This window comes from Aminobacter sp. Y103A (genome assembly GCF_030294925.1).
Classification (GTDB): Bacteria; Pseudomonadota; Alphaproteobacteria; order Rhizobiales; family Rhizobiaceae; genus Aminobacter; species Aminobacter ciceronei.
This window is the reverse complement of sequence record NZ_AP017990.1, coordinates 12,160-33,633: the sequence shown is the minus strand read 5'-3', so window position 1 is coordinate 33,633 and position 21,474 is coordinate 12,160. Positions and strand designations below refer to the sequence as shown.

Genomic DNA, 21,474 nt, shown 5'->3' with positions numbered 1-21,474 from the left:
CAAAAGGGTTCCTTTCCCCGGTAGCATGCGGCTATGCCTCCGGCGCGTCGGATTGAAGGCCGATCAAATCTATCTCAGCTATTTTCTGAAACTCCCCGAGATATTCCAGGCGATGATGCGTAAGCCAACGGCTGATCCGACCGTTCGCAAGCAGCTTGGCGACATATCCGCGCGCTACGGTGAGGTGCAGATTGTCGATGCCATAGGTTTCCTCGACGCTTTTCACTTGCGTCTGCAGTGCGGCCAGCTCCCGTTCCATACGGGCTATCTGCTGGCCTGATGGCGTGCCTGCAGCCGCGCCCGTCACCTTTTTGGCCGTTACCAGTTGGCTGTCAGGCGTGGCAGCACGGATCGCTCGGGCGAACATGACGGTAAAATTATGCTGACCAATCATCAGATCTGCCGCCTCGATCTGCCGAACCGGCGACATCTGCCGCAAAACATCGAACACCTTCATAGAACACGGCGTATCCTTCAGCATCTCGGCCGCCTCGGGACTGATGCCTTCCAGTAGTCGAAAGCGGCGAATGACGGACTCCACCTGAAGGCCCAACGCGTCGGCTATGTCGGCAGAGGAAACGCCGCGCTCGATGGCGCGCGCTATCATTCTGTGCTCCTGGATCGGCGCCAGCCGGTTGACCCGCTTGTTATAGGTATAGGTGTCGTCGTCGGTGGCGATCAGGCACTCGACCTCCTCAATGCCGAGTCCCTTAAGTGCTTCCAGCCGCAGATGTCCATCGAGCAGGAACCAGGTCCCGGCATTCTGGGAGTTAGCGACGACGACCGGCGCCTCTACCAAGCCGATCGCCTTGATCGAGCTTAGAACCTGCGCGAACTTTCTGCTTTCGCGAGCGCCGTCCGGAAGCGCCTTAAGGGGAATGATCGCGGAAATAGGAATGGCTCTTATATCACGATCGAAAGCGAGGCGAATTCGCCCATCCCCCTCACTGCCGGTGTCCCGCCCATCATTCATCGCGGCCTCCAGAAATCCGAGCGGTCAGCGCCCTTGGCATGGTCGCCAGTCCCTCGGCCCGCAGCAAATTGACGAATCCTTCGTCAGCGAGCAGGTCTTTCAGTGCCTCAACGATGAACAGAAGCCGCGTCTGCGTGAAATCCGACTTCTTGACCAGCAGCCGCTGCTTTTCTGCCTCACGCTGATAGACCTGCATCAAGTCATGTGCCGTCATCCGGCGTCCGCCGCCCTTTCTACCAAGACGCCCTGCCGGCAAACCCTTGCCCTGCGCGCGCATCCGTATGTCGAGCATTCGCCTGACAGCGGCGAGTTTCTTCCCCCGCAGCTGACCAGCCTCGTATGCGTCGAGGAGCAGGTTCTGCGCCTCCTCCGTTTCCGCCCGAGAGATCTCCATAGCAAGCGTGATCGGGATGAGGCCTGTCTCCACAGCGGCAACGAGCCGTTCCTCTCCTTTTTCGAGAAGGGACGCGATCATGTTGACCCAGGACGAACCAACGCCAATCTTCTCGGCAATGGCCGCGTCGGTGTATCCACGCGCTCTCAAGGCACCGATCTCGCGCATCAAGTCGATCGGCCGCGGCGTACGTCGCGCGATATTTTCAACGAGACTCATCACAAGGCATTTGTCCTCGGCGGCCTCGATAACAACCGCCGGAATTTCGTTCTGACCGAGCATCTGGAATGCTTCCAAACGCCCTTCGCCGCACACCAGATCATATCGCGGACCACCGGGGCCATCGTGTCGGCTCACCGTGATTGGACGTTTGAGGCCTATGGCTTCGATATTGTTCACGATGTCGCGGTGCTGGCGCTTGTTACGGGCTCGTGGGTTGAGGACCGTGATTCGAGAAATCGGAATCATCTCGATCCGGTTCGGACGAAAGGCAGACATCATGCGGCCTCCGGCAAGGGAACGGGTGTTGCGATTTGATAGAGAAGCTCAAGGTCGTCGAAACGATAAGCATCGAGGTGGAGAGCGTTGTCCTCCGACAGCCGCAACTTCTCGGACATAACGTCGATCCGCGGGAACAGATAATAGTCGAAGGGCGCCCGGTTAGCCGCATCCATGCGCACCACAACCGTGATGTCGGGACCGAGAGACGTATCAAAACGGAGTTTCCAGCGCAAAAGTCCTGTCGACGTCTGAAGGCAACGAGCAATGACCACCGACAGCGTGAATTCCTGATTGACGATCACCCGATCGGTTTGCAGATCTTGCAAGGCATCGCTGCCGGTGGCCCGCAATCTTTCCAGAACTTCACCGACCACACCGGGATGGAGTTTGCGGAGCTCCCGGTTGGTTTCGACATAGCGGTAATCCCGATCGGGGGTAAAGCCTACGAGGCGATAGGCTCGAAGCAGACTCCCGAAGCGCGCGCTATAGGCGCTGCTGGACGGCATGCCGTCACATTCATCAATGACAATGCCGGAGAGCAACCCCTTTTGCCGGAAGAGGTCTCGCAAGGACTGCAACATCTCTTCATCGCTCAGACGGAACGAGCGCGCATTGATGATTGTTCTCGCCGCCTCGAAAAGCTCGCGCGCGACGACAGGCTCGAATGCTCCCTCCGCCCTGATCCACATCTCGGGATCGTTCCGGACACGCTTCTTCTTCAGCTTGAACGAGCGGCGGTTCCAGACATTGTCGCCGGCATATTTCTCGTTGATCAGGACTTGGTGGACAGTTCCTCTCGTCCATGAACGGCCAAGGTCCGTCAGGATCCCTCGGGCATTGAGATCTACTGCAATCTGGCTCTCAGTTTTTCCATGGTAGACAAAGGCCCGGTAAACCTCGCGGACCAGGTTTACCTCCTCAACCGGCCCAGGTGTCAGAATGACGCGATCAGTCTGAATGCTTTTGTGCTCGCCGCGCTGCAGGACCGCTTTGACAGCACCGTGTTCATCAATGAGGGTACGTCGCAGACCGAAGCCAGCCGGCCCGCCTTGGCGAAAACCCTTTTCGATCAATCGGCCCTGTCCTGCAAACACCTTCGTTGATAGCTCGCGGCTGTATTCGCCGGCCATCGCCCGTTTCACACCCTTGACGATCGTCGATACCGGGCTGCCGTCGTTTTCGAACTGCTCGGCGCAATATTGGACCGCGATACCGGCGCGCCGGCATATATATTCGTAATAGGCGCTTTCGTCAGCGTCCTGGAACCGTCCCCATCGGCTGACGTCGTAGACAAGGACGATGGTGAAGTCGGTATCTCCAGCCTGCACGTCCTCGATCAGTTGGCGGAGAGCATCACGCCCCTCGATCTTGAGGCCACTCTTCCCTGCATCGGCATAGGTTCTGACGATCTCGATTCCGCGAGCTTCGGCATACTGGCGGATCGCGTCGGCTTGGTTTTCCGTCGAATATTTCTGATGATCGGTCGACATGCGGACGTATTCGGCAGCGCGAACAGGACGCGCCGGCTGCGCTGACGATAGTTCTCTGTCGTAGGTCTCCCGGTTCGCCACGCTTCGCCCTTTCCTCGTTCCTGCCGGATCGGTCCGGGCAACTGACCCGCCACAGCGCACGACAACATTCCTGCCGCCTCCCGCGATATTGCAAGCTTAGCGGACGAAGGAGCGGAAGATGTTGCCGAAAAAGGGCAGGAAGCTGCCGGTGTGGAAGGGGGTTCTGGGCGAGCGCGACATGTTGGCCCAGACCATCACCGATCTGTTGCGCAAGGAGCATGGCGATACCCATCGTGCGATCAAACAATTGATGAGACAGACAAATGCGAGCGAACGCACGGTGAAGCACTGGCTGTCGGCACAACACGCGCCGGACACTTTGTTTTTCCTACGCCTTATGGTCTCCTCCCCTGTCATCCGCGCCTTTGTTCTGGGGCTGATCGAGGGTCCGGCTTCCAATCCGTTGTCGTCCGCAAACGATCGTGCTGTCCGCGCCGTTGCGAGGGAAGCCTACGTTGCCGGAGAAGCGGCCTTCAGCGCGCTGACAAAGGCTGCGCGGGAAAATGACCCTGAAAGTGGCCCTGATCGCGACCCTAAAAATGACCCTGAACCCGTGGAGCTCAATGAACGGCAGCACTGGTTTCTTGAGCGTATCGTTGACGGTGACCGCTACGGTGCCAAGGAGATCATGGCCATCTGGCAGGTCAGCCTGAAAACCGCGCGACGGGACATCCGTGGCCTCCAACTCGCCGGACTGTTGGTATATTTCGGTTCACGTCGAAAAGGTAGATATCGGCCTGTCCGTTGAAGAGACACTCGCGCTCGATGTACCGAGAGGGGAAAGGTGTTGAAGGGAATCGAACCGGCGACCTTGTAAAAGAAACAATGTCTTAAACGACCGATTTATAGGCGCAAACGCTCAAGGTGCGGGTTTTTCCACCTGTTGCATTTCGATGATGAGCGAGCCACAAGTAGCTATTTCGCTCGGGGGGGCCAAAGTGTCGTTGTTTCCGATTTTCAGCGTCAGCAACTATCGCGAGATGCTCACCAAGCTCGCCTGGTACACGTTCGGTGTAGCGATAGTGTGTATCTTCACATTGAGTCACTTTGCCCCGCCAATCAAAAAGCTAATTGCCCTTATTGAGAATCTATTTCCACGAGAAGCGGCCGAAGTTCTGCCATTCCCTGCATCGCTCTTGGGGGTGTTCACGTTGGCAATCGGCGTAGGGCTGATTGCTCACGCCATTAGACTGCACGACCGACTTTCCGACCTTTTCAGAATTCGCAAAGAATTCGATGTGCACTACATCCTTTATCCGCTCGCCCTCGCCTCGGGAGCTACTCTGTCGATCACCCGACTTCATGAAGTAAAACAGCAGCGGAAAAGGCTGATGGGATCCACCTTCTATGCCTATGTGTCGAGCACTAAGCCAGAGATCGACAGTCACACGGTCATCCAAGCGCTTACCAATTGGTCCTGGTATTGGGTTTGCTTAGAAGCGACGACCCTTCTCACTCTAACCGCTTTGGTCTTGGCTATTTACGGAGCGTGGCTGGCTTCGACCTGCCTTCTCCTCGGATGCACCATGCTGTTGCTTTTTATGCGGTTCTTCCGATTGCAGAGCGCGGATTACGCGGCGACCGAAGTAGAGCAAGTTCTCCGAGATGATACGCGACGGGCGGCCGTCGCGGCTGAGTTCAACGCCTTGTAGTTTCGGTAACCCCCTCGGAGGTATAGCAGCCTGGGGGTCTTGAAATTCTGCCATTTGGCAGTATATTCACTGTCAGATGGAGGCTATCATGGTCGTAGCACACGCAGTTCGTGACAATGGAATTCCGCAGTCGCCCGTCAACCTTGGCGACGAGAGCGCACGTGAGCGGCTGACCTCAGCAGCTGTATCCGGAGTTGTTCGGTTGGCCGAGATTTGGCGCCTCACCAGCGTGGAGGTATGCGCTTTATTGGGTGATGTCTCGGAACGAACCTGGTTCCGAATGAAAAAGGGAGAATGGAGCGGAAGCCTGTCTCAGGATACTCTCACAAGGATCAGCGCCTTGGTCGGGATTTTCAAAGGCTTGCGACTGCTTTTCTCTGAACCGCTTGCCGACGAATGGGTGAAGCTTCCAAACAAGGGACCGCTTTTCGACGGGCGACGGCCAATTGACGTGATGATTGAAGGTGGCATCCCGAAGCTTCTGCTCGTAAGGCGTCATATTGATGCGTTGCGAGGTGGCCTTTGATCGAGCCCATCCGCGCCGACATTTTTGAACGAGACACTGTCCGTCTTATATCCACCGCTCGGCTCAAGGGACCAATATTGCTGGCTCTTGCTCCGAACCAAGGTGCATTGGATGATCTGGCTGAATTGGAGGGTGCGACCAGCGGCCGCCTTCAAGGGCAGGAAGGCGGCTTGTTGGATCTTGATCCCAAGGAGCTCGTCTTCGGCAGGCCGGGCCACACTTTCATCAACGCGGCGTTCACGTACACTCGCCCCGGCGGAAACCGCTTCAATGATGATGAACGTGGCGCGTGGTACTGCGCCCTCCAAACCGAGACTGCCCTGGCTGAAGTATCCTTTCACCTGACCCGGGAACTTGAAGCGATCAACCGTTTTGAAAACGTAACAGACTACGCGGAATTGATCGCCGACTTCGTGGGTCAATTTCACGATCTGCGGGGCGGGGAATTTGCCGCCGACCCTAGCCTGAGCGCCGACCCCGCGGTCGCCTACCCAGCAGGGCAAACTCTTGCCAAGTGGCTTCGTAAGGAAAAAGACAGCCCAGGGCTGATCTATCCTTCCGTGAGATCGCCGGGAGGCACCTGCCTCGTGGCTTTTCACCCCTCGCTCGTCCAAAATCTGCGGCAAGGAGCAATATGGCGACTCGAGTGGCAGGGAGGGCCGAAACCGGAAATAACGAGGCTTTGAGCCCTAAAACCCTGGCAACGTCAAGAACCAGCTCCTCATTTTATAGCTGGCGGAATTTCAGATGATGCATCCGATCTATCTCGATGGTTTCGCCACCCTGCCGCTTGCGCCAGAAGCGCGCGATGCAATGATTGCAGTTTGGACACAACCCGGTAACGCTGGCTCGCCAAACATCTCCGGTGAAACGGCAGCGCGCACGATCGCCAATGGTCGCGAGTTCGTGGCAGATCTAATCGGCGCATCGTCGCACGAGATCACCTTCACCTCGGGCGCCACCGAAGCGAACAACCTCGCAATCATCGGTGCGGTTCGAGCGGCCCGGAACCAAGACCCGAGCCGGAACCGCATATTGGTCTCGGCAATCGAACATAAAGCTGTCCTGGAACCTGCATATGCTTTGCGGCCCGAAGGCTTCGAGGTTACCATAGCACCAGTTGATAGTCGCGGCCGCCTTGACCTCGTTGAATACGCCAAACTTGTCGGCCCGGACCTCCTGTTCGCATCCGTGATGACGGTCAACAATGAGACCGGTGTCATTCAGCCGGTCAAGGAAGCTGCTGCGTTGGCGCATGAGAGCGGCGCGCTCTTCCACACCGATGCTGCGCAGGCCGCCGGCAAGATCGATGTTGACGTCGTCGAGCTTGAGGTCGACTATCTCACCCTTTCGGCCCACAAATGCTATGGACCGATGGGAATAGGCGCCCTCTACGTTGCCGCATCGGCGCTGAAGCCCCTCCCCCTGACTTTGGGTGGCGGCCAGCAAAGCGGTCTAAGGCCCGGAACCGAACCAGTCGCGCTGATTGCAGGCTTCGGTGCGGCAGCTCGGGCCGCGAGAGATCGGCTTGGATCCGACCAAGCGCACTGCTCGGCGTTGATCAAGCAGTTGTTTGAGACGCTTGAACAACGGCAACTTCGTTTCCGGCGGGTCAGCGGCGATGCGGCAACCGTTCCAGGCGCTGCGTCCATCCAACTCTTCGACGTCGATGCGGACGAGCTCTGCGCCCGCATCGCGCGTGACGTATCGCTTTCAACGGGGTCGGCATGCACTTCAGGGCAAATAAAAACTTCACATGTTCTTGAATCTATTGGTCTTTCAGAATTAGATGCTCGTGGCGTTATTCGGATTTTCTGTAATCGCTACCAGAATTCGGAAGAGATATTAGCCGCTGCCGGCCATATTGTTGATGCCGCCGCGCTGTCTCGCCTTGAAACTGGAGGGGTTCACCAGTAAGATCCCCTCTATGGGACACGCGACGATAAAGATCGATTCGAGAGGGCAGTTTGCGGGGCACGAAACGTTCCCGCTCCGGCTGCTGTGGTTGAAGAAAGCCTTCGATGCAATCGGCGACGGAGCCGATTCGAGAACATTTCAGGAACAAGATGCGATAACCCGTTTCGGCGTCGGGCGCAATATGGCCGTCTCTATGCGCTATTGGGCGCTTGCTTCGGGGTTCTTTGCCGAAGCTGAACGCATGATTTCACCAACCGGGCTTGGTCGGGCCATTCTCTCCGATGATGGTCTCGATCCCTACCTTGAGCAATCATCGACGATTTGGCTCGCTCATTGGCATATGGCCAGCACGCCTTCGATGACAACAACTGCCTACTATGCGTTCAATTTGCTCAACGCGATCGAGTTTGATCCGGCTATGTTGCTCGACCAGCTCATGGCATTGGTTGAGAGCAATGGATGGCGGGCAACGCGCGGAACACTCAAGCGCGATATCGAGGTTTTCTTGCGCAGCTATGTGCGGCGCCCGGATACTCTCAACGAAGACGCAGCAGAGCCTCTGTTAGCCGAGCTTGCGTTAATCCGGGAAGCTCGGCTTGGCGGCTGGTACGAGTTTGTTCGCGGTCCCAAGCCAGGCCTCCATGACGCCGTTTTCGCTTGCGCGCTTGGTCAGTTCTGGGAACGCTCCGGTGGCGCGACCACATTAACGGCTGAACAGATTTGTTATGGAACAGGGTCGCCAGGCCGCGTTTTCAAACTCGACGAAGACAGCGTGGTTTCCCGGCTGATGCGGCTTGACGATCTGACGGCAGGCGCTTGGCAATGGGTCGACACGGCCGGTCTTCGCCAGATCCAGCGCACGTTCGAGTTCGATCCGACGACGGTTCTTTCTCTCGCTTACCCACGCAAACTCGACCGTCAGATCGCAGCATGAGCAAGCTTTCCAGTATAGTTTCCATTGATCGCCGTTTCGCGCGATCGGCCCGGCTCGATGCGGACCTGAACGGCACGCCGCCATTGGTCGGATACGTCTTGCAGGCAAGCGTCGCGAAGTCTCTGCGTACTCTTGGTGAGAGCCAGCGGGACCACCATCAAGGCGCTTACACTTGGACCGGTCCTTATGGGGGCGGCAAGTCGAGTGCTGCCTTGCTGCTTGCGAACCTCGTGGCCGGCACGAAGAAGAATCGGAATATTGCTCGAGACATCGCGGGGGAACCTCTTTCGACCCTGTTCAACCAGGCGTTCCCGGAAACCAGCGGCGCTTGGAAAGTCGTCGCCGTTACCGGAAGCCGGACACGGCTCCGCGACGCAATCGTTGAAGCCGCACGCAACGCGCTTGGTTGGTCGCAGGATACCGCGTCACAGTTCGCAGCAAGTGATGATCGCCTTATCAAGGCTTTGATCGCCGGTGGCGAAGGCGCGTCGAGCGGAATCCTCCTCATTCTCGACGAACTCGGCAAGCTACTTGAGCACGAAGCACTCGAGGGCGGCGACGTCCATCTGCTTCAGGATCTAGCCGAGCATGCGTCTCGCAGCAGCGGCCGCTTGGTCGTCATTGGCATTCTCCACCAGTCGTTCGACCAATACACAGCGCGCGCTTCGCGCGACGCGCGCCAGGAATGGCGTAAGGTCCAGGGCCGCTACCAGGACATCGCATTTCTTTCGGGCGCAGACGAAACAGTTGCGCTGCTCGGCCGGGCGATCGCCGCTGAGGGCCCGGATCGCGACGCGTCCGGCGCCCGCACTGTTGCTGAAGCGGTCGCCAAACGCCGTCCGACGGACGTTGATGTGCTGGCGGAAGCGCTTGCGCAGACATGGCCCCTTAACCCGGTGAGCGCACTTCTACTCGGACCGATCTCGAGAGCGCGCTTTGCCCAAAATGAGCGAAGCGTCTTTGGCTTCTTGAGTTCGGCTGAGCCCTTCGGTTTCAAAGAGTTTCTGGAGACAACCGATCTGGAGGGCGGAACTTACAGTCCCGCGATGCTCTGGGATTATCTTGCGGCTAACTTCGGAATGGCCCTTACCGCAGGTGTGGACGGTAATCGCTTCAGCCTCGCATTCGAAGCAATCGAGCGGGCCGGTGTCAAAGGAACTAGTCTGCACGTCGCATTGACGAAAGCTGCCGCGATCATCGAGTTTTTCCGGAACGGGTCTGGCGTCGTGCTCGCAGACGACTTTTTAAGTGCGTCGGTACCCGGCTTCGCAATGAAAGCGATCAGCGGAGCGATCAAGGATCTCCTCGATTGGGCTATTCTGATCCGGCAGCCACGCCTTGGCGGATACGCGCTGTTTGCCGGCAGCGATTTCGATCTTGAGGAAGCCGTCAGCCGCGCTATCCAACCGGCGGATTCACTTGAACTGGCGGATATTCCGCGCCGCGTCGGCCTGGGCTTTGCTACGGCTAAACGCCATTATTTTCAGAAAGGCGCGCTGAGGACTTTTGAGATAGCGCTGCAGGTCGTTGGCCCAAACGACACGATCGAGTCTTTGACGAGCGGCATTTTGGCCCGCCCGCTTCATGGCAGCGGCCTTTTGCTATTGCTCCTCGGCGACGGTTCTTTGACGACGAAATCAGTCAATCAACTAGCGCAGAAAACCGCCAAAGCGCTGGCGATTGAGGAGCGTGTGATTGCCGTAGGCGGGGCAAACGACAGCTTTGCCCTCCGGTCAACTGCCGCAGAGTTGTTGGCGGTCGAACGCGTTTTCCGTGAGCACCCGCAGCTGGAGGGCGATCGGATAGCGAGGCGGGAGATTGCCGCGAGACAATCCCACTGTATCGATCAGCTTCATCGGGCGCTCGAAACGGCGTTCGAGAATGCAAGCTGGTACCTGGCGCCTCAGCCGAGTCAAGCCGTTCGCGCACCGCTGACGGTCGTTGCAAGCGCGCTCGCCGACGCCGGTTTCTCGAAGGCGCCGATCATCAAAAGCGAGTTGCTCCAGCGCGACAAACCATCATCGAACTCGATGGCGGCTTTGCGCGAACTGGCTCATGCAATGGTCAACTCGTATGCAGATGAGCGGCTGGGAATGACCCAGTATCCTGCAGAGCTCGGCCTCTATCTTACCTTGCTTCGACCGTTCGGACTGCACAGAGAGATCAAGGCCGGCGTGTTTGGTTTTTCAGAGCCGGACGATAGCCAAGAGGGAGCATCGCTTCGGCCTGCGTGGGAGGTAATCGACCTTGCGGGCGAAAAGCCTCTCGATGCTGTCTATGCGGAGTGGGCTCGGCCGCCCTATGGCATCAAAGCCGGTGTCATGCCGGTGTTGGCGCTTGCCTACATGCTTGCCAAGCGCGAGAGCGTCGCCGTCTATATCAACGGGATCTATCAAACAGCAATCGATGACGTCGTCGTCGACAAGCTTTTGCAGAAGCCCGGCCTCTTCCGTTTGAGGCGGATCGACCGGTCCGTGCGCGAAACCGCGTTTCTCAGTGGGCTCGCACAGCTGCTCGGCGTCGACCATCACGGGGCGTCATTGCCCGTTGCCGCAGCTCTCTTTCAGCGTTTTGAAGAGCTCTCACAGTTCGCAAAGCGTACGACCTACCTTGATCCTTTGGCCGTGAAAATCCGCGGGATCGTGATGAAGGCAGACGATCCCGAGCGTCTGTTGTTTGACGATCTCCCGGCTGCTCTCGGTGAAAAGCTCGCCCCGGGGACCGTCTACCATGCCCTTGAAGCGGCCGAAGCGAGCTATCCGGCACTGCTCGAAGAGTTGCGTCTGGCACTTGCAAAGGCCCTCGGCATCGACGCCGCGAGTTTCGCTGGAATTGCGGAACGCGCATCGCTGCTGAAAGGCCTGACGAACGATTACAATTTCGACGCCTTTGCAGATCGCGTCGCAGCGATGGAGCTGGGGAAAGGCGACATCGAGAGCACTGTCAGCGTTTTGCTGCACCGCCCCGCCCGGAACTGGTCGGACAGAGACCGGCAGGAAGCGTTAACGGAAATTGCGCGATACGGGCGCCGTTTCCGGGAGCTTGAGGCTCTGGCGATCGTGCGAGATCGACGCTCCCAAACCGAGGCCCTTGCACTTGTCGTCGGCCTCGACCCGAAAACGCCGCCGTTGATGCGCAGCTTCGAACTGAGCGAAAGCGAAAAAGTGGCCGCCGCGGGGATCGCTGATCGCCTGGTGGCTTCTCTCAGATCAGAAAACAAGAGTGGACGACTGCAGCTTGCTGCACTGGCGCGTGCGGTCGCGATGATGGCAGCCGATGGCGAAGATGAGGTTAGCAGGCAATGAGTGGGGAACGTCATATCCTCGGGCTCTCGGGCGGGCGCGACAGCGCCGCGCTCGCCGTTTACATGCGGCAGCATCATCCAGAGCTGCCGATCGAGTATTTCTTCACGGATACCGGTAAGGAACTGCCTGAGGTCTATAGTTTCCTCGATAAGCTCGAAGGCTTTTTGGGCCGGCCGATCCAGCGGCTTAACCCCGATCGCGACTTCGATTTCTGGTTGGACGAGTACGGCAATTTTCTCCCCTCACCCCGCACCCGCTGGTGCACGCGACAGCTGAAACTCCGGCCGCTGGAGCATTGGCTGCAAAAGGATCTGGAAAGCGGGACGATCGTCCACTCCTACGTCGCCATCCGAGCCGATGAGCCAAGCCGCGAGGGCTATCAAGCCACACACCCCAACATGCGGGTCCATCTTCCGCTTCGTGAAGCAGGCGTCGATCGGACCGGTGTCATTGAGATACTTGAGCAGTCCGACGTCGGTGAGCCGGCCTACTATCAATGGCGTTCGCGGTCTGGCTGCACATTCTGCTTCTATCAGCAAAAGATCGAATGGGTTCGGCTCGCCGAACATCATCCGGATCGCTTTGCCGAGGCCGTCGATTATGAAAAGACCGCGTTGCGAGACGGCTCGCCGTTCACGTGGAGCCAGGGCGAAAGCCTGACGGAATTGATCTCGCCCGAACGGGTCGAACAGATCAAGTCAGACTACGAGAAACGCCGGGAGCGACTGCGGCGCGGCCGGCGGATCAATCCGCTATCCGGCAGAACCTCGGAGACGATCGACGACGTCTACGGGCTCGACGAAGCAGCCGCTAGCTGCGTCGTCTGCCACAAGTAATCCCCCCGGCCGGCTTAGTCAGCCGGACCACTAACGGCGTCACTGGCCAGAATTGCGTCAACCGCGGCGTCTATATCGTCATCGGACAGGAACGGCGCCTGGGCATATATGATTGCTGGCTCACCACTCAGCCTTGCCGCAAGGTGGCCGAGCCCCAAGAGCTGTTCCGCTCCCTTCACGCCGAGCGCGATTTCGGATGTCCCGACGCTCGCAACCTTCAAAATCAATCTGTTGCCGAGGTTGTCGCGTAGCTGCATTGGCATGACATTGGCATCGGGCCGTTGCGCAGCGAAGATCAGATGCATGCCGGCGGCGCGCGCCTTCACCCCCAAGCGCGAAACGTTGGATGTCACGGCGGATTTGTAATCTTCCGTCAACATCCATTCCGCAAACTCGTCATGGACCAGGAAGACGTATGGCAGCCGCTCAGCAGTGTCGACTTTGGAGTTGAATGCTCGAATGTCTCGAGCTCCCTTGGACCGGAAAAGCTCATAGCGGCGCTCCATCTCTGTGACGAGACCCTCCATGACTACAACCGCCCGCGTTTGGTCGACAATCACCCCGCCCTGCAGATGCGGTAGCCGCTCGATTGCCGCATAGTCGACACCCATCTTCGGGTCGATCAGGTGGATGTGCGCCAGATCACTGGAGTTGGTCGCAGCGATATCGAGGAGGAGTGCTTGGATCAGCACGGATTTCCCAGACCCCGTTGCGCCCGCGACGAGCGTGTGGGGCTCATGCTGTTGTCCGCCGGCGAACGGGACACCAAGGTTCAGATAGAGGATATCGCCATCGAGTTCCTTCAAGCCGAGCACGAAGGACGTGTTCACGCCCGCGGCATTGCGATTAATTTCCCGTCGGCCCCAAACATCCCAAAGAGAAACCACCTGTCGCTGAGGCCGCGCTACGCCGACGACGATCTCGCCCGGCAATGGTGAAATCGAGATCAACCTAAGCCCATGCGTCGTCAGCAGGGATGATTGTTTCGCTTCGATGTCTTCAACGCGCAGACGATCCGACCCCATGAAACGGATGAGTGCGGCGTTTGGGGTTAGGCGCGTCCCGACGATCTTGGCTTGGAGATTGTAGCCGAGCAGTGCGGAGCGCAGCTTTTGTGCGGTGCTGTCCAGCCACTCACGTTCATCCGCCGAGTTTTCGCGAGCTTTCTGAGCGCGAGCTTCGATGAGAGCGGCAATGCCCTTCTCGGCGCCGGCGCGAGGAAATTTGTCGGGCGTCGGAGCAGCCGTGCTGCCGCTCGGCAACGCAGAAGCACTCGGTTGCGTGTTCGTCAAAGAAGGTAGTGAGATGGTTGGCTGGTCTTTGGTTTGGTTCGGAGCTGGGGCGGGGGTGATTTCCCCGCCGGACAGACCGCCGCCGTCGCCGCTCACGGCGACCGAACCATTGCCGTTTGTGCCCGGTTCTACGGCCTCAATAACAATTCCGCCTTCGGGATCGCCCTCGTCGTCATCTTGATCATAGTCATGGCTGATAGGCTTTTCGCTCCCCGCAATCGAATGCTCTTCTTTGATAGTCTTCGTCCAATCGACCCGCGGCGCCGGGTGACGATAACTGACCGAGTTCCACGTATGCTTTTCGCCAAGCTGGCCGCGAAGTTCGGTCAGGCTCTGTTTCGCCTCGTAAGCCTTGATCAGTTTGCGAAGCCCCTCGCGCGTGAACGTTTCCTGGAGCCCCATCTGAATTTCCGGCAACTCATCCTGCTCTCCCGGCGAAATGCCGTCCGTAGCCGGGCCGGAAACGAAAATATGCGAGTAGCCGCGCAAATCTATCGGGACAGCGCCCCGGCGAATGCCGTCACGAACGCGTTCGAGAAGATTTGCCTGACCCAAGGCTGCTGTCCCGTCCAGCAGCAAATCGGAGATCCGGGAAAGCCAGAGGTCGCGATCGAGGCGTCCGGGATCGCCAAACAGCGCGTCATCGATCCGGGCGACCGTCTGTCGCAACTGGCTGCGTGACTTCCGACTCGCCTCAGCCAAACCGGATTGGTCGACGTATTTCGCTTCGGTCACGATTGCCCTCAGCTTCGGAAGACCATCCTCACCTGTCGAGAGGCTGATGCCAAGGATGTCAGCGATGCCCTCTTCCTTCTGTCCCAGCCATTCCGCATAATCATCGAGGAGGAACCAGGCAACGGCTGCGCGCTCACCAAGCTCTTGTTCGACCAGCGCCCGGCTCAGCACCAGACCGATTAGCTCGCCGGCCGAGACACCCCGTTTGGCTGCCCGCAGTACGATATCTCCCGATATAGCATTGGCGTCTTCGATCATTCGCCGCGCGAGACCCGCAAGGCGGTCGTCGCCAAGACCCAAGGAGAGTTCCGCAAGCCGCCGCTTGAACAGCACGTGAAGTATTCGCAGCTCCGATGTCGACGACACGACCATGTTGCGGCCGTGCGTGCGTTGGCGACGATACCGGATCACGTTGATCCCTTGGGCAGCAAGCTGCCGCTTGTCGAGAAGATCGTCATAGGTGGCGACCCACTCCGCCAGTTTATGCACCTCGTCGAACATGCCCTTCAGGCCGCCATCCTGGAACGAGATTTGGCGAGCCGGGAGATAATGTTCGTCCGGACCGTGCGATTGGCGTCGAATAACGTTTGCAACGGCATCGATATAGGCCCAGCCAGCATTTGGCTGACGCGGGCAGGTTAAGTAGCTCGTCGCCTTGAGTTCGTCTTCGGCAGTGACGCGCCGGTACGACCAGCGCGCGGGCACGTGTTCCAGCAAGGTGGGGTTATCCGTCAAGGCCGGAACCGGAAACCACTGTTCGCGCGCTTGACGGGACACAACGTCGTGCAGGAATGCCACGTCTATCTCGCGTGCTCCGCCCGATTTTGATCCGCCCGCGACGTCGAGCATGACGCCGATGCGCAGCTTCGACATGAAATTCCGCGATGTCTCGCTGACCACAACCGCGTCGGGATCGTTTTCCGATCGTTCAAGCAGCTCGGTGTAGACTCCAGACAAGCGGGCCCGGTCGCGATGGCGGACCAGCACATTGCAATGAACTTCTTCCTGGTCCTGCACCGAACTTAGCGCGCTCACGGTTGCGAGCGGCAACCCGGCCGCATCGCAATTGTAGAGCATGATGCTGAGATTCGACCGCTCATGCGGCTGCAGGTCGAGATAGCGTTCGAGCAGAGCGCGGATCTGTCTTGCGGCCTCCGAGGGATCGACATCCGTGGTCGCCTCGGATGGATCTCGGACCGGCCGCTCGATCAGACTGTAGTCGTTGACTGTGCTTGTTTCCGTGAGCAAGACAGGTTCGCTGCCGTCATAGCCGACGGCCACTTCAGGATAGAGGGGATGGTTGAGTTCGTCGCGTAGATCGCTGAAAAACAGACGCGAGTCGCCGAAGTTCACATCGACATCCGACAACAGGTAATCGGCCAAGCCTGTCACCGATCGCATTTTGGCCGCGACACCGGCCAAGCGCAGCGGATGCCAAGGCGCGACAATGGCTGAGGGCGCGCTGCCGAGGACTTCGATCGTCCCGATCCGCAGCACCGGCTCCCAGATATCGCGGCGGTTAAGATCACCTATGGCATTCTTGGCCAAACTGTTCAGCAGGGCGCCGTAGGCGTCAGCCTGCGCGATGAGGGTGGCAGACGCGTACCCGGACGACTGCAGTGATGTAAGTGCGTCCGCATACATGGTGGCGAATTGCTTCCACGCCGCAGCAATGTCGTCAGCGCCCGCCTGTGTGATCCGGCCTGCCTCCTTTGCCTCCCTCAAGAGTTTTGGGAAGAGCTTTGCAAGGTCGATTCCGGTGCTCGTGCGCGGAATAAGCGTTCCGGCATCCTGCCCGAAGGCTGGTTGCAGCGTTCCCGTATCGCTCAGAGATACCGACTGGAGGGCGCCCTTTCGACTAACCGAGAGACGTGCAACGCTGCTGCGTCCAAACGGGCGCTTGATGAGGCGGCCGAGATCTTTCGGCAGTTCCAGGCCGATGGCTGATGGCTGGCCGGTCCACACGAGCTGAACGGTTGCCCGCTCCCGTCCTACTGTTAGCGCCACATCGAATTTGATCTGCAAGGCACTTCGCGCCGTCGACTCGTTTCGCCGGTACTTTTTCTGACGTGCTTTTGCGCGATCGAGCAGTTCTTCGTAGCTGAAGAGATGGGGTACGTCCCATTCGACGGCTGCGCCGAGAAGCGCGGGCAACCCTCTGTAGCGCAGGCCGAAATACAGGCCAACGTCGGCATTGAGGTCGAGCCACTGGTTACGCGATCGCCTGGCCGACTTAATGCTCAGTTTACGGGGCCCACCTCCGAGGTTCACCTGGCCAAAGAGACGTTCGATTACTCGCAGCAGGCCCTCAAGGAAATCTGTGCACTCGATCGGGCGACCGAAGACGAAGCGCTCCCACTTGACCCTGAGAGCCTTGTCTTGCGCCAGATCATCCCTGTGAGCCTCGAAAAACTCGCGATCATCCTCCCGCGTCTCCTTCAGCGACCGCCCCTTGAGAGCGCGGAGGTATTCGTTGTCGGCTGGGCTCAGTCGGTCGGGAAACGTGAACTCGAAGAAATTGATTGTCTCTTGGGCGAGCGAGGTTTTCTTCAGCTTAATCCCGGAAAACAACTGAAGAACGCTCTCGGCCTCCCATTCGAACAGGCTGAGCGCTTCTGCTTGTGGGCCCCACCCTGGCGCGGCCTCAATGAAAGCCTCGATGGCCGAATGGACCTCCGCTGGGATATCGTCCCGCACCTCCGCGAACTGCTCTCTCAACTCGTCATTTTCGATAAGCTGGCGATTGGGACGCTGCTTGACCATCAAAGGCTTGCGCTCGGCGACGAGCTTTTCGAACAGCTTTTTCCACCGACGCGGGACTTCGCGTTCGCGTTCGCCAAGCCCCAGGAAGTAACCGCTGTCGCGCGGCAGGCGCAACGCCGACAATGCCCACCCCAATGCGTCCGTGACAGGCACCGCATCGGTTTCGATACGCGTGCGGGTCATCGCGACATAGGTTGCAATCTGGTGGAGCGTCCAGTCATCGGCCGAGGTCAGCCCCTTCAACGCAGCCATCCAAGTCGCGACCTGGCCCTCGCTCAGACCAAGGCCCGCGGCGGCGGCCTCGACCCAAGGCCCCGGCTCCTCCGTCAGCTGTTTCGCGCCAATCAGGGTTACATCCCCGAGAGAGGCACCTTGGTCCTCATCCGTGTTGGCAAAGAGAAGTGCGGGCCGGTCGTAGTCGGCATGCCGGATCGCTACCATCCGCTCGTCCGTCATCACACTGTCCGGAAGTCCGAACGGTGAAACCAGGCTGCGCGGTAACGCAATGTTCAGAAGCTCAGTGGCTTTCGCATCGGTGAGCAACGCCTGGGTGATTGCGGCGACCTGCTCGCCGGTCAGACGATCAAGAAGATATCGCGCCATTCCATCTTCCGGCGAGAGCGCGTCAAGACGCAAACGGATCGATGTCGCGCCGGCGGCGCCAATGAGATCAGAGGGGTTCACTCGGCTCTCGCTCTCTGGAATGGGTTTTCGACGTAGGCGCAGCTGTCCGATAGGCGTCTCAGCAGACCCAGGCTTGCCAATCGTTCTTCAAGGCGATGGGCATTGTCCGAAAAGTCTTCCTGGTCCGCGGTCCCGGCATCGACAAATGATCGTGCCTGCGCATCCCCGATGACGATCCCGTACCGATGATGCAAGCGCGCCAGGAAATCTTTGAATTCGAGCCTGTTATCCACGCAGGCGACGACGAGGGTCTTCAGCAACCGATCGGTCGGTGCGTAGCGCACGCGCCTGCTCGATCGACGTGACGACAGTCCGATTGCCCGCGACCATGTCGCATGAATTTTGCCCACGTGCTGCTTGTGACGGGTAGTGGCCTTCCTGAGCAGCTCGTCAAGCAGATCCTTCGGATCGCCGACGGTGTCGTCTTCGTCCCCGTCCGGCCATCCAAACTCGCGCTGCATCAGGTCACTGGCCCTCAAGACGGGTTCGTCAGATGCAACGGCGGCCGTCCAGGCCGGCGTCTCGGCAATGCGCATGATAAATCGCTCGATCGCCAGTTGCGGCAGCATGTTGTTGTGTTGATAGGAGTCGGCCGACAGATCCCGCACAACGGACTTTTTGGGCGAGACGATTTCGCAAACGAGTTCGACAGGAGAACGATCAAGCAGCTCTCTTGCCCGATCGAGTTGATAAAGAAGCAAATTGAGACCAGCAGTGGTCACAAGGTGCGGGATTGCGTCGTGGCCGGGAATGGGCAACTTCAGGATCGAAAGCCAATCTTGCGCCATTCGATCGAAGACAGGATGCCGCGAACATGGCAGATAGGCGCCCCCACGTTCTGCCTTGGCGAGCTGGATGTCTCCCTGGAGCGCGCGCGCCATCGCATCATAGGGTGCCGGTTGATCCAGAAAACGGGAGGTCAGCAAGGCGCGAAGCTCGTCAGCGTGTTTGCTCCTGCTTAACATGAGATAGAGGATTTCGCCGGTGCGGGCAAAAAAGCGGCGATCGTTCGAGACGCTACCGTTCGGCTTGACGTTGACGTCTTCGAACAGAGAATGCGGCCCAAACGGGAAGACGAATTTGGAGCTCCACCGCTTGTTGCTCGACCCCTCAATTGCTGAGCCTTGAAGGAAGCTCAAGACGGCCGCGAAATCGTCGAACGTTTCGAAGCGATCGCGAAGATACTTGAAATCAGGCTTGTCGATGCCGCCTGCCGTTTCCGCCATTTTATCGAGCCAAAGCGACCAAGCCGCATCGTCTGATCCCGCTTCGGCGCGAACCGTCATAACATGCGGATTGTTGAACACGAGGTTGCGCAGACGTAGCTGAAGCTGTGGCTTATACGAGAGACTGTTATACACCTCCTCGCTGAGTGCGCGCCCTTCACGGTGCTCCGACAGGAGCACCGTCAGAAACTCGAGAAACGTTAGCCACGGTGACTGCTCGTCATGAAGGCGATGTCCCCAGATCGCTTCGTCGATCCAATAGGCAGGACCGGCGCGTTCTTCGAACTGGGTAGGGCGATCAAGAAATTCCATTGTCATACTCGCACGATCACGCGTCGCGGCTGAGCGCGGCCATCGGAATTGATGTCGATAAACCGCAGAACGAGTTCTCCGTCTGCGGTCACGTCATCGCCATCGAGCTTGCGGCGGTTTTCGGTCTCCCGCAGCAGCCGGGCTTTGAAGGCCAGTAGATCTTCGTGGCACTCAAGCGAAAAACTGCTGGGGAGGGCACCCTCGGCGACGCGCCCGAGGAACTCGAACCTAGTCGGCGACAATGCCAGGAACACAGGAGGAATTTCGCCACCGCGCACCAGCTTGACCGAGACTCCGAAGTTTCGGCCGGCTTTGTCCGAGACAACGCTGACCTCTTCACCGCTCGCTCGAGGCACCGAGATGATTTCATCGAGCAGCGGACTGCGCTTCGACTGCGAAAAGCTGCCAGACGTCGCAAGCACGAGCTCATCCTGGTTCTGAACCAACATCCCCGTGAAGATACGATTCAGCCCGCGGACAATCATACTGACCGCCTGCCGGGGAGCGGTTTGTCCGCTGGAAATTTTTTGCGCCGTTTCGAGGTACAGGCCCGCGTAACGAAACACGCTGAGGTCCCAGAGATCGTACTCGTCGAGCTTGGGCTCCGGCATCATAAAAAACAGGCGCTGCCGTTGTGCGCGAAGCGCTCCAAGGAAAGCGGTGCGTTCATTAGGATCAGCGCCCTCGAGGTATGTGCGTTGAGCACTGGTGAAGGCGGGCGTCGCCCCGTACACAGGATCCGAGACGACAAGTTCATCGTAGTCGGCTTTGAAGGCCGGATCATCAGCGCCATAGACGAGCAGATTATCAACCCGGTTGCTCGTTTCCGCACCGATCCCGAACGCATTGAGCTTACGGAAAAGCTCCGTCTTCTCGGCCCTGCTTGGCTTCAGATTTTCGCCAAAAATGTTGCGGTAGATGCTCGCAAGATCGAGGTGTCCGGCGTCCTGAAGCGCAGGCACGTCGGCGCATGTCATCAAGCCGTCCCGGGCCTCGGGATGGCCGAGGAGACTGTTGGCGATCAGGGCCAGGAGTTGACGCACCGGAAAATGGCTCCCGTTACGCTCGCTGAGTTCAATGATCGCCGCTAGTCGCCTTTTGAATGGATCCTCTTCGCCGACGCCTATGAGCCGACGGCGATTTTCGAAGATGGGACAGATTGCGCCGTCGCTGCGCGCGGAGCAGCTGTCGCACCCCTGCCAACCTTCATGCTCGGTCATCGCCTCGATGATCGCCGTCACCATCTGGGCCGCCGGAGATCGACTGAGGTCTCTCAGTTCGAGACGAATTCCCGCGTCGTTCGTCACCCCGGTTACCAAGAGGTCTTCGACAACCCGGCTGGCCCGTTCGATCTCAGGCGTCTTCGGCGCCGATTTGAATTTCTCGAGGAGCTGCCCGTGATTGGCGGCAAGGAGGTAGGATGTTGAGGCGGCTGGGTTCGCGATATCGGCCGAGAATTCTGCAATAAGCGACGCACTTTCGTCATCGCGCAGTTCGCTCAAATCTTTGACGACGACAAGTAAGCGGCCGTCGCCAAGGTCCAGACGCTGAACCTTGTCGCCCTGGTTCCAGAGGTTCGCGTCGCCGCCGAGTTCGATCCAGACTTCTCGGCAATGATATGTTTTTCCATCACCTGCTGTACCGGTGATGATGTATGACCCTGGGGAGGGGCCGCGAAAATTTTCAACGAGTTCGTCGCGAAGCGGCGCTGGGAGCGTGATCGGCCGGATCTTATGACGTCGCAGGGCGCGCTGGATCGTCTCATCATACATATTGTCATTGGTGGGGATCGGCCCGTAGTTCCTTAAAAACCGTATCCACGCATGAGTAGAAGGTGTTTCCGACAAAAGCTC

At 58.7% G+C, this 21,474-nt stretch carries 14 protein-coding genes; 8 read left to right on the top strand and 6 right to left on the bottom strand.

What is annotated here, in order from left to right:
- Positions 1-31 precede the first annotated feature (31 nt).
- From Amn_RS32305 to Amn_RS32295, 3 genes are read right to left on the bottom strand one after another with little or no spacing between them, the layout of a single operon-like run.
- A complete protein-coding gene (locus Amn_RS32305) occupies positions 32-973 on the bottom strand; it encodes a plasmid partitioning protein RepB C-terminal domain-containing protein (protein ID WP_286300119.1) in 942 nt (313 codons plus the stop codon).
- A complete protein-coding gene (locus Amn_RS32300) occupies positions 966-1,865 on the bottom strand; it encodes a plasmid partitioning protein RepB C-terminal domain-containing protein (RefSeq protein ID WP_286300141.1) in 900 nt (299 codons plus the stop codon). The genes Amn_RS32305 and Amn_RS32300 overlap by 8 nt, the downstream gene beginning before the upstream one ends.
- Positions 1,865-3,439: a recombinase family protein gene (locus Amn_RS32295; RefSeq protein ID WP_286300117.1), complete on the bottom strand. Its 1,575-nt coding sequence runs from the start codon at positions 3,437-3,439 to the stop codon at positions 1,865-1,867. The genes Amn_RS32300 and Amn_RS32295 overlap by 1 nt, the downstream gene beginning before the upstream one ends.
- 118 nt (positions 3,440-3,557) lie before the next feature.
- Here Amn_RS32295 and Amn_RS32290 point away from each other — a divergent pair, with 118 nt between their 5' ends.
- The 8 genes from Amn_RS32290 (at position 3,558) to Amn_RS32255 (ending at position 12,609) form a co-directional block, all read left to right on the top strand.
- Complete coding sequence (locus Amn_RS32290; protein ID WP_286300116.1) at positions 3,558-4,187, top strand: hypothetical protein; 630 nt, start codon at positions 3,558-3,560, stop codon at positions 4,185-4,187.
- A gap of 148 nt (positions 4,188-4,335) precedes the next feature.
- Entirely contained in the window at positions 4,336-5,091 is a 756-nt protein-coding gene (locus Amn_RS32285) for a hypothetical protein (RefSeq protein ID WP_286300114.1), read from the top strand.
- An 88-nt stretch (positions 5,092-5,179) separates the two neighbouring features.
- Complete coding sequence (locus tag Amn_RS32280) at positions 5,180-5,617, top strand: MbcA/ParS/Xre antitoxin family protein (protein WP_233470353.1); 438 nt, start codon at positions 5,180-5,182, stop codon at positions 5,615-5,617.
- Positions 5,614-6,303: an RES family NAD+ phosphorylase gene (locus Amn_RS32275; RefSeq protein WP_286300110.1), complete on the top strand. Its 690-nt coding sequence runs from the start codon at positions 5,614-5,616 to the stop codon at positions 6,301-6,303. The genes Amn_RS32280 and Amn_RS32275 overlap by 4 nt, the downstream gene beginning before the upstream one ends.
- A 61-nt stretch (positions 6,304-6,364) precedes the next feature.
- Complete coding sequence (locus Amn_RS32270; protein ID WP_286300109.1) at positions 6,365-7,534, top strand: cysteine desulfurase family protein; 1,170 nt, start codon at positions 6,365-6,367, stop codon at positions 7,532-7,534.
- Positions 7,535-7,544: 10 nt separating this feature from the next.
- A complete protein-coding gene (locus Amn_RS32265; protein WP_210057576.1) occupies positions 7,545-8,468 on the top strand; it encodes a DUF4007 family protein in 924 nt (307 codons plus the stop codon).
- Entirely contained in the window at positions 8,465-11,773 is a 3,309-nt protein-coding gene (locus tag Amn_RS32260) for a hypothetical protein (protein WP_286300105.1), read from the top strand. Before Amn_RS32265 ends, Amn_RS32260 begins: the two co-directional genes overlap by 4 nt.
- A complete protein-coding gene (locus Amn_RS32255) occupies positions 11,770-12,609 on the top strand; it encodes a phosphoadenosine phosphosulfate reductase family protein (protein ID WP_210057572.1) in 840 nt (279 codons plus the stop codon). Before Amn_RS32260 ends, Amn_RS32255 begins: the two co-directional genes overlap by 4 nt.
- A 14-nt stretch (positions 12,610-12,623) precedes the next feature.
- Here Amn_RS32255 and Amn_RS32250 read toward each other — a convergent pair whose 3' ends face one another.
- The 3 genes from Amn_RS32250 to Amn_RS32240 are packed head-to-tail and all read right to left on the bottom strand — an operon-like array spanning position 12,624 to position 21,468.
- Positions 12,624-18,083 carry an FtsK/SpoIIIE domain-containing protein gene (locus Amn_RS32250; RefSeq protein ID WP_286300094.1) on the bottom strand — a complete coding sequence of 1,820 codons (5,460 nt, stop codon included), beginning with the start codon at positions 18,081-18,083 and terminating at the stop codon, positions 12,624-12,626.
- Complete coding sequence (locus Amn_RS32245) at positions 18,080-19,621, bottom strand: methylation-associated defense system protein MAD7 family protein (RefSeq protein WP_286300091.1); 1,542 nt, start codon at positions 19,619-19,621, stop codon at positions 18,080-18,082. The genes Amn_RS32250 and Amn_RS32245 overlap by 4 nt, the downstream gene beginning before the upstream one ends.
- A 2-nt stretch (positions 19,622-19,623) precedes the next feature.
- Positions 19,624-21,468 (bottom strand): hypothetical protein, encoded by a 1,845-nt coding sequence (locus tag Amn_RS32240; RefSeq protein ID WP_286300084.1) that lies wholly within the window; start codon positions 21,466-21,468, stop codon positions 19,624-19,626.
- Positions 21,469-21,474 lie beyond the last annotated feature (6 nt).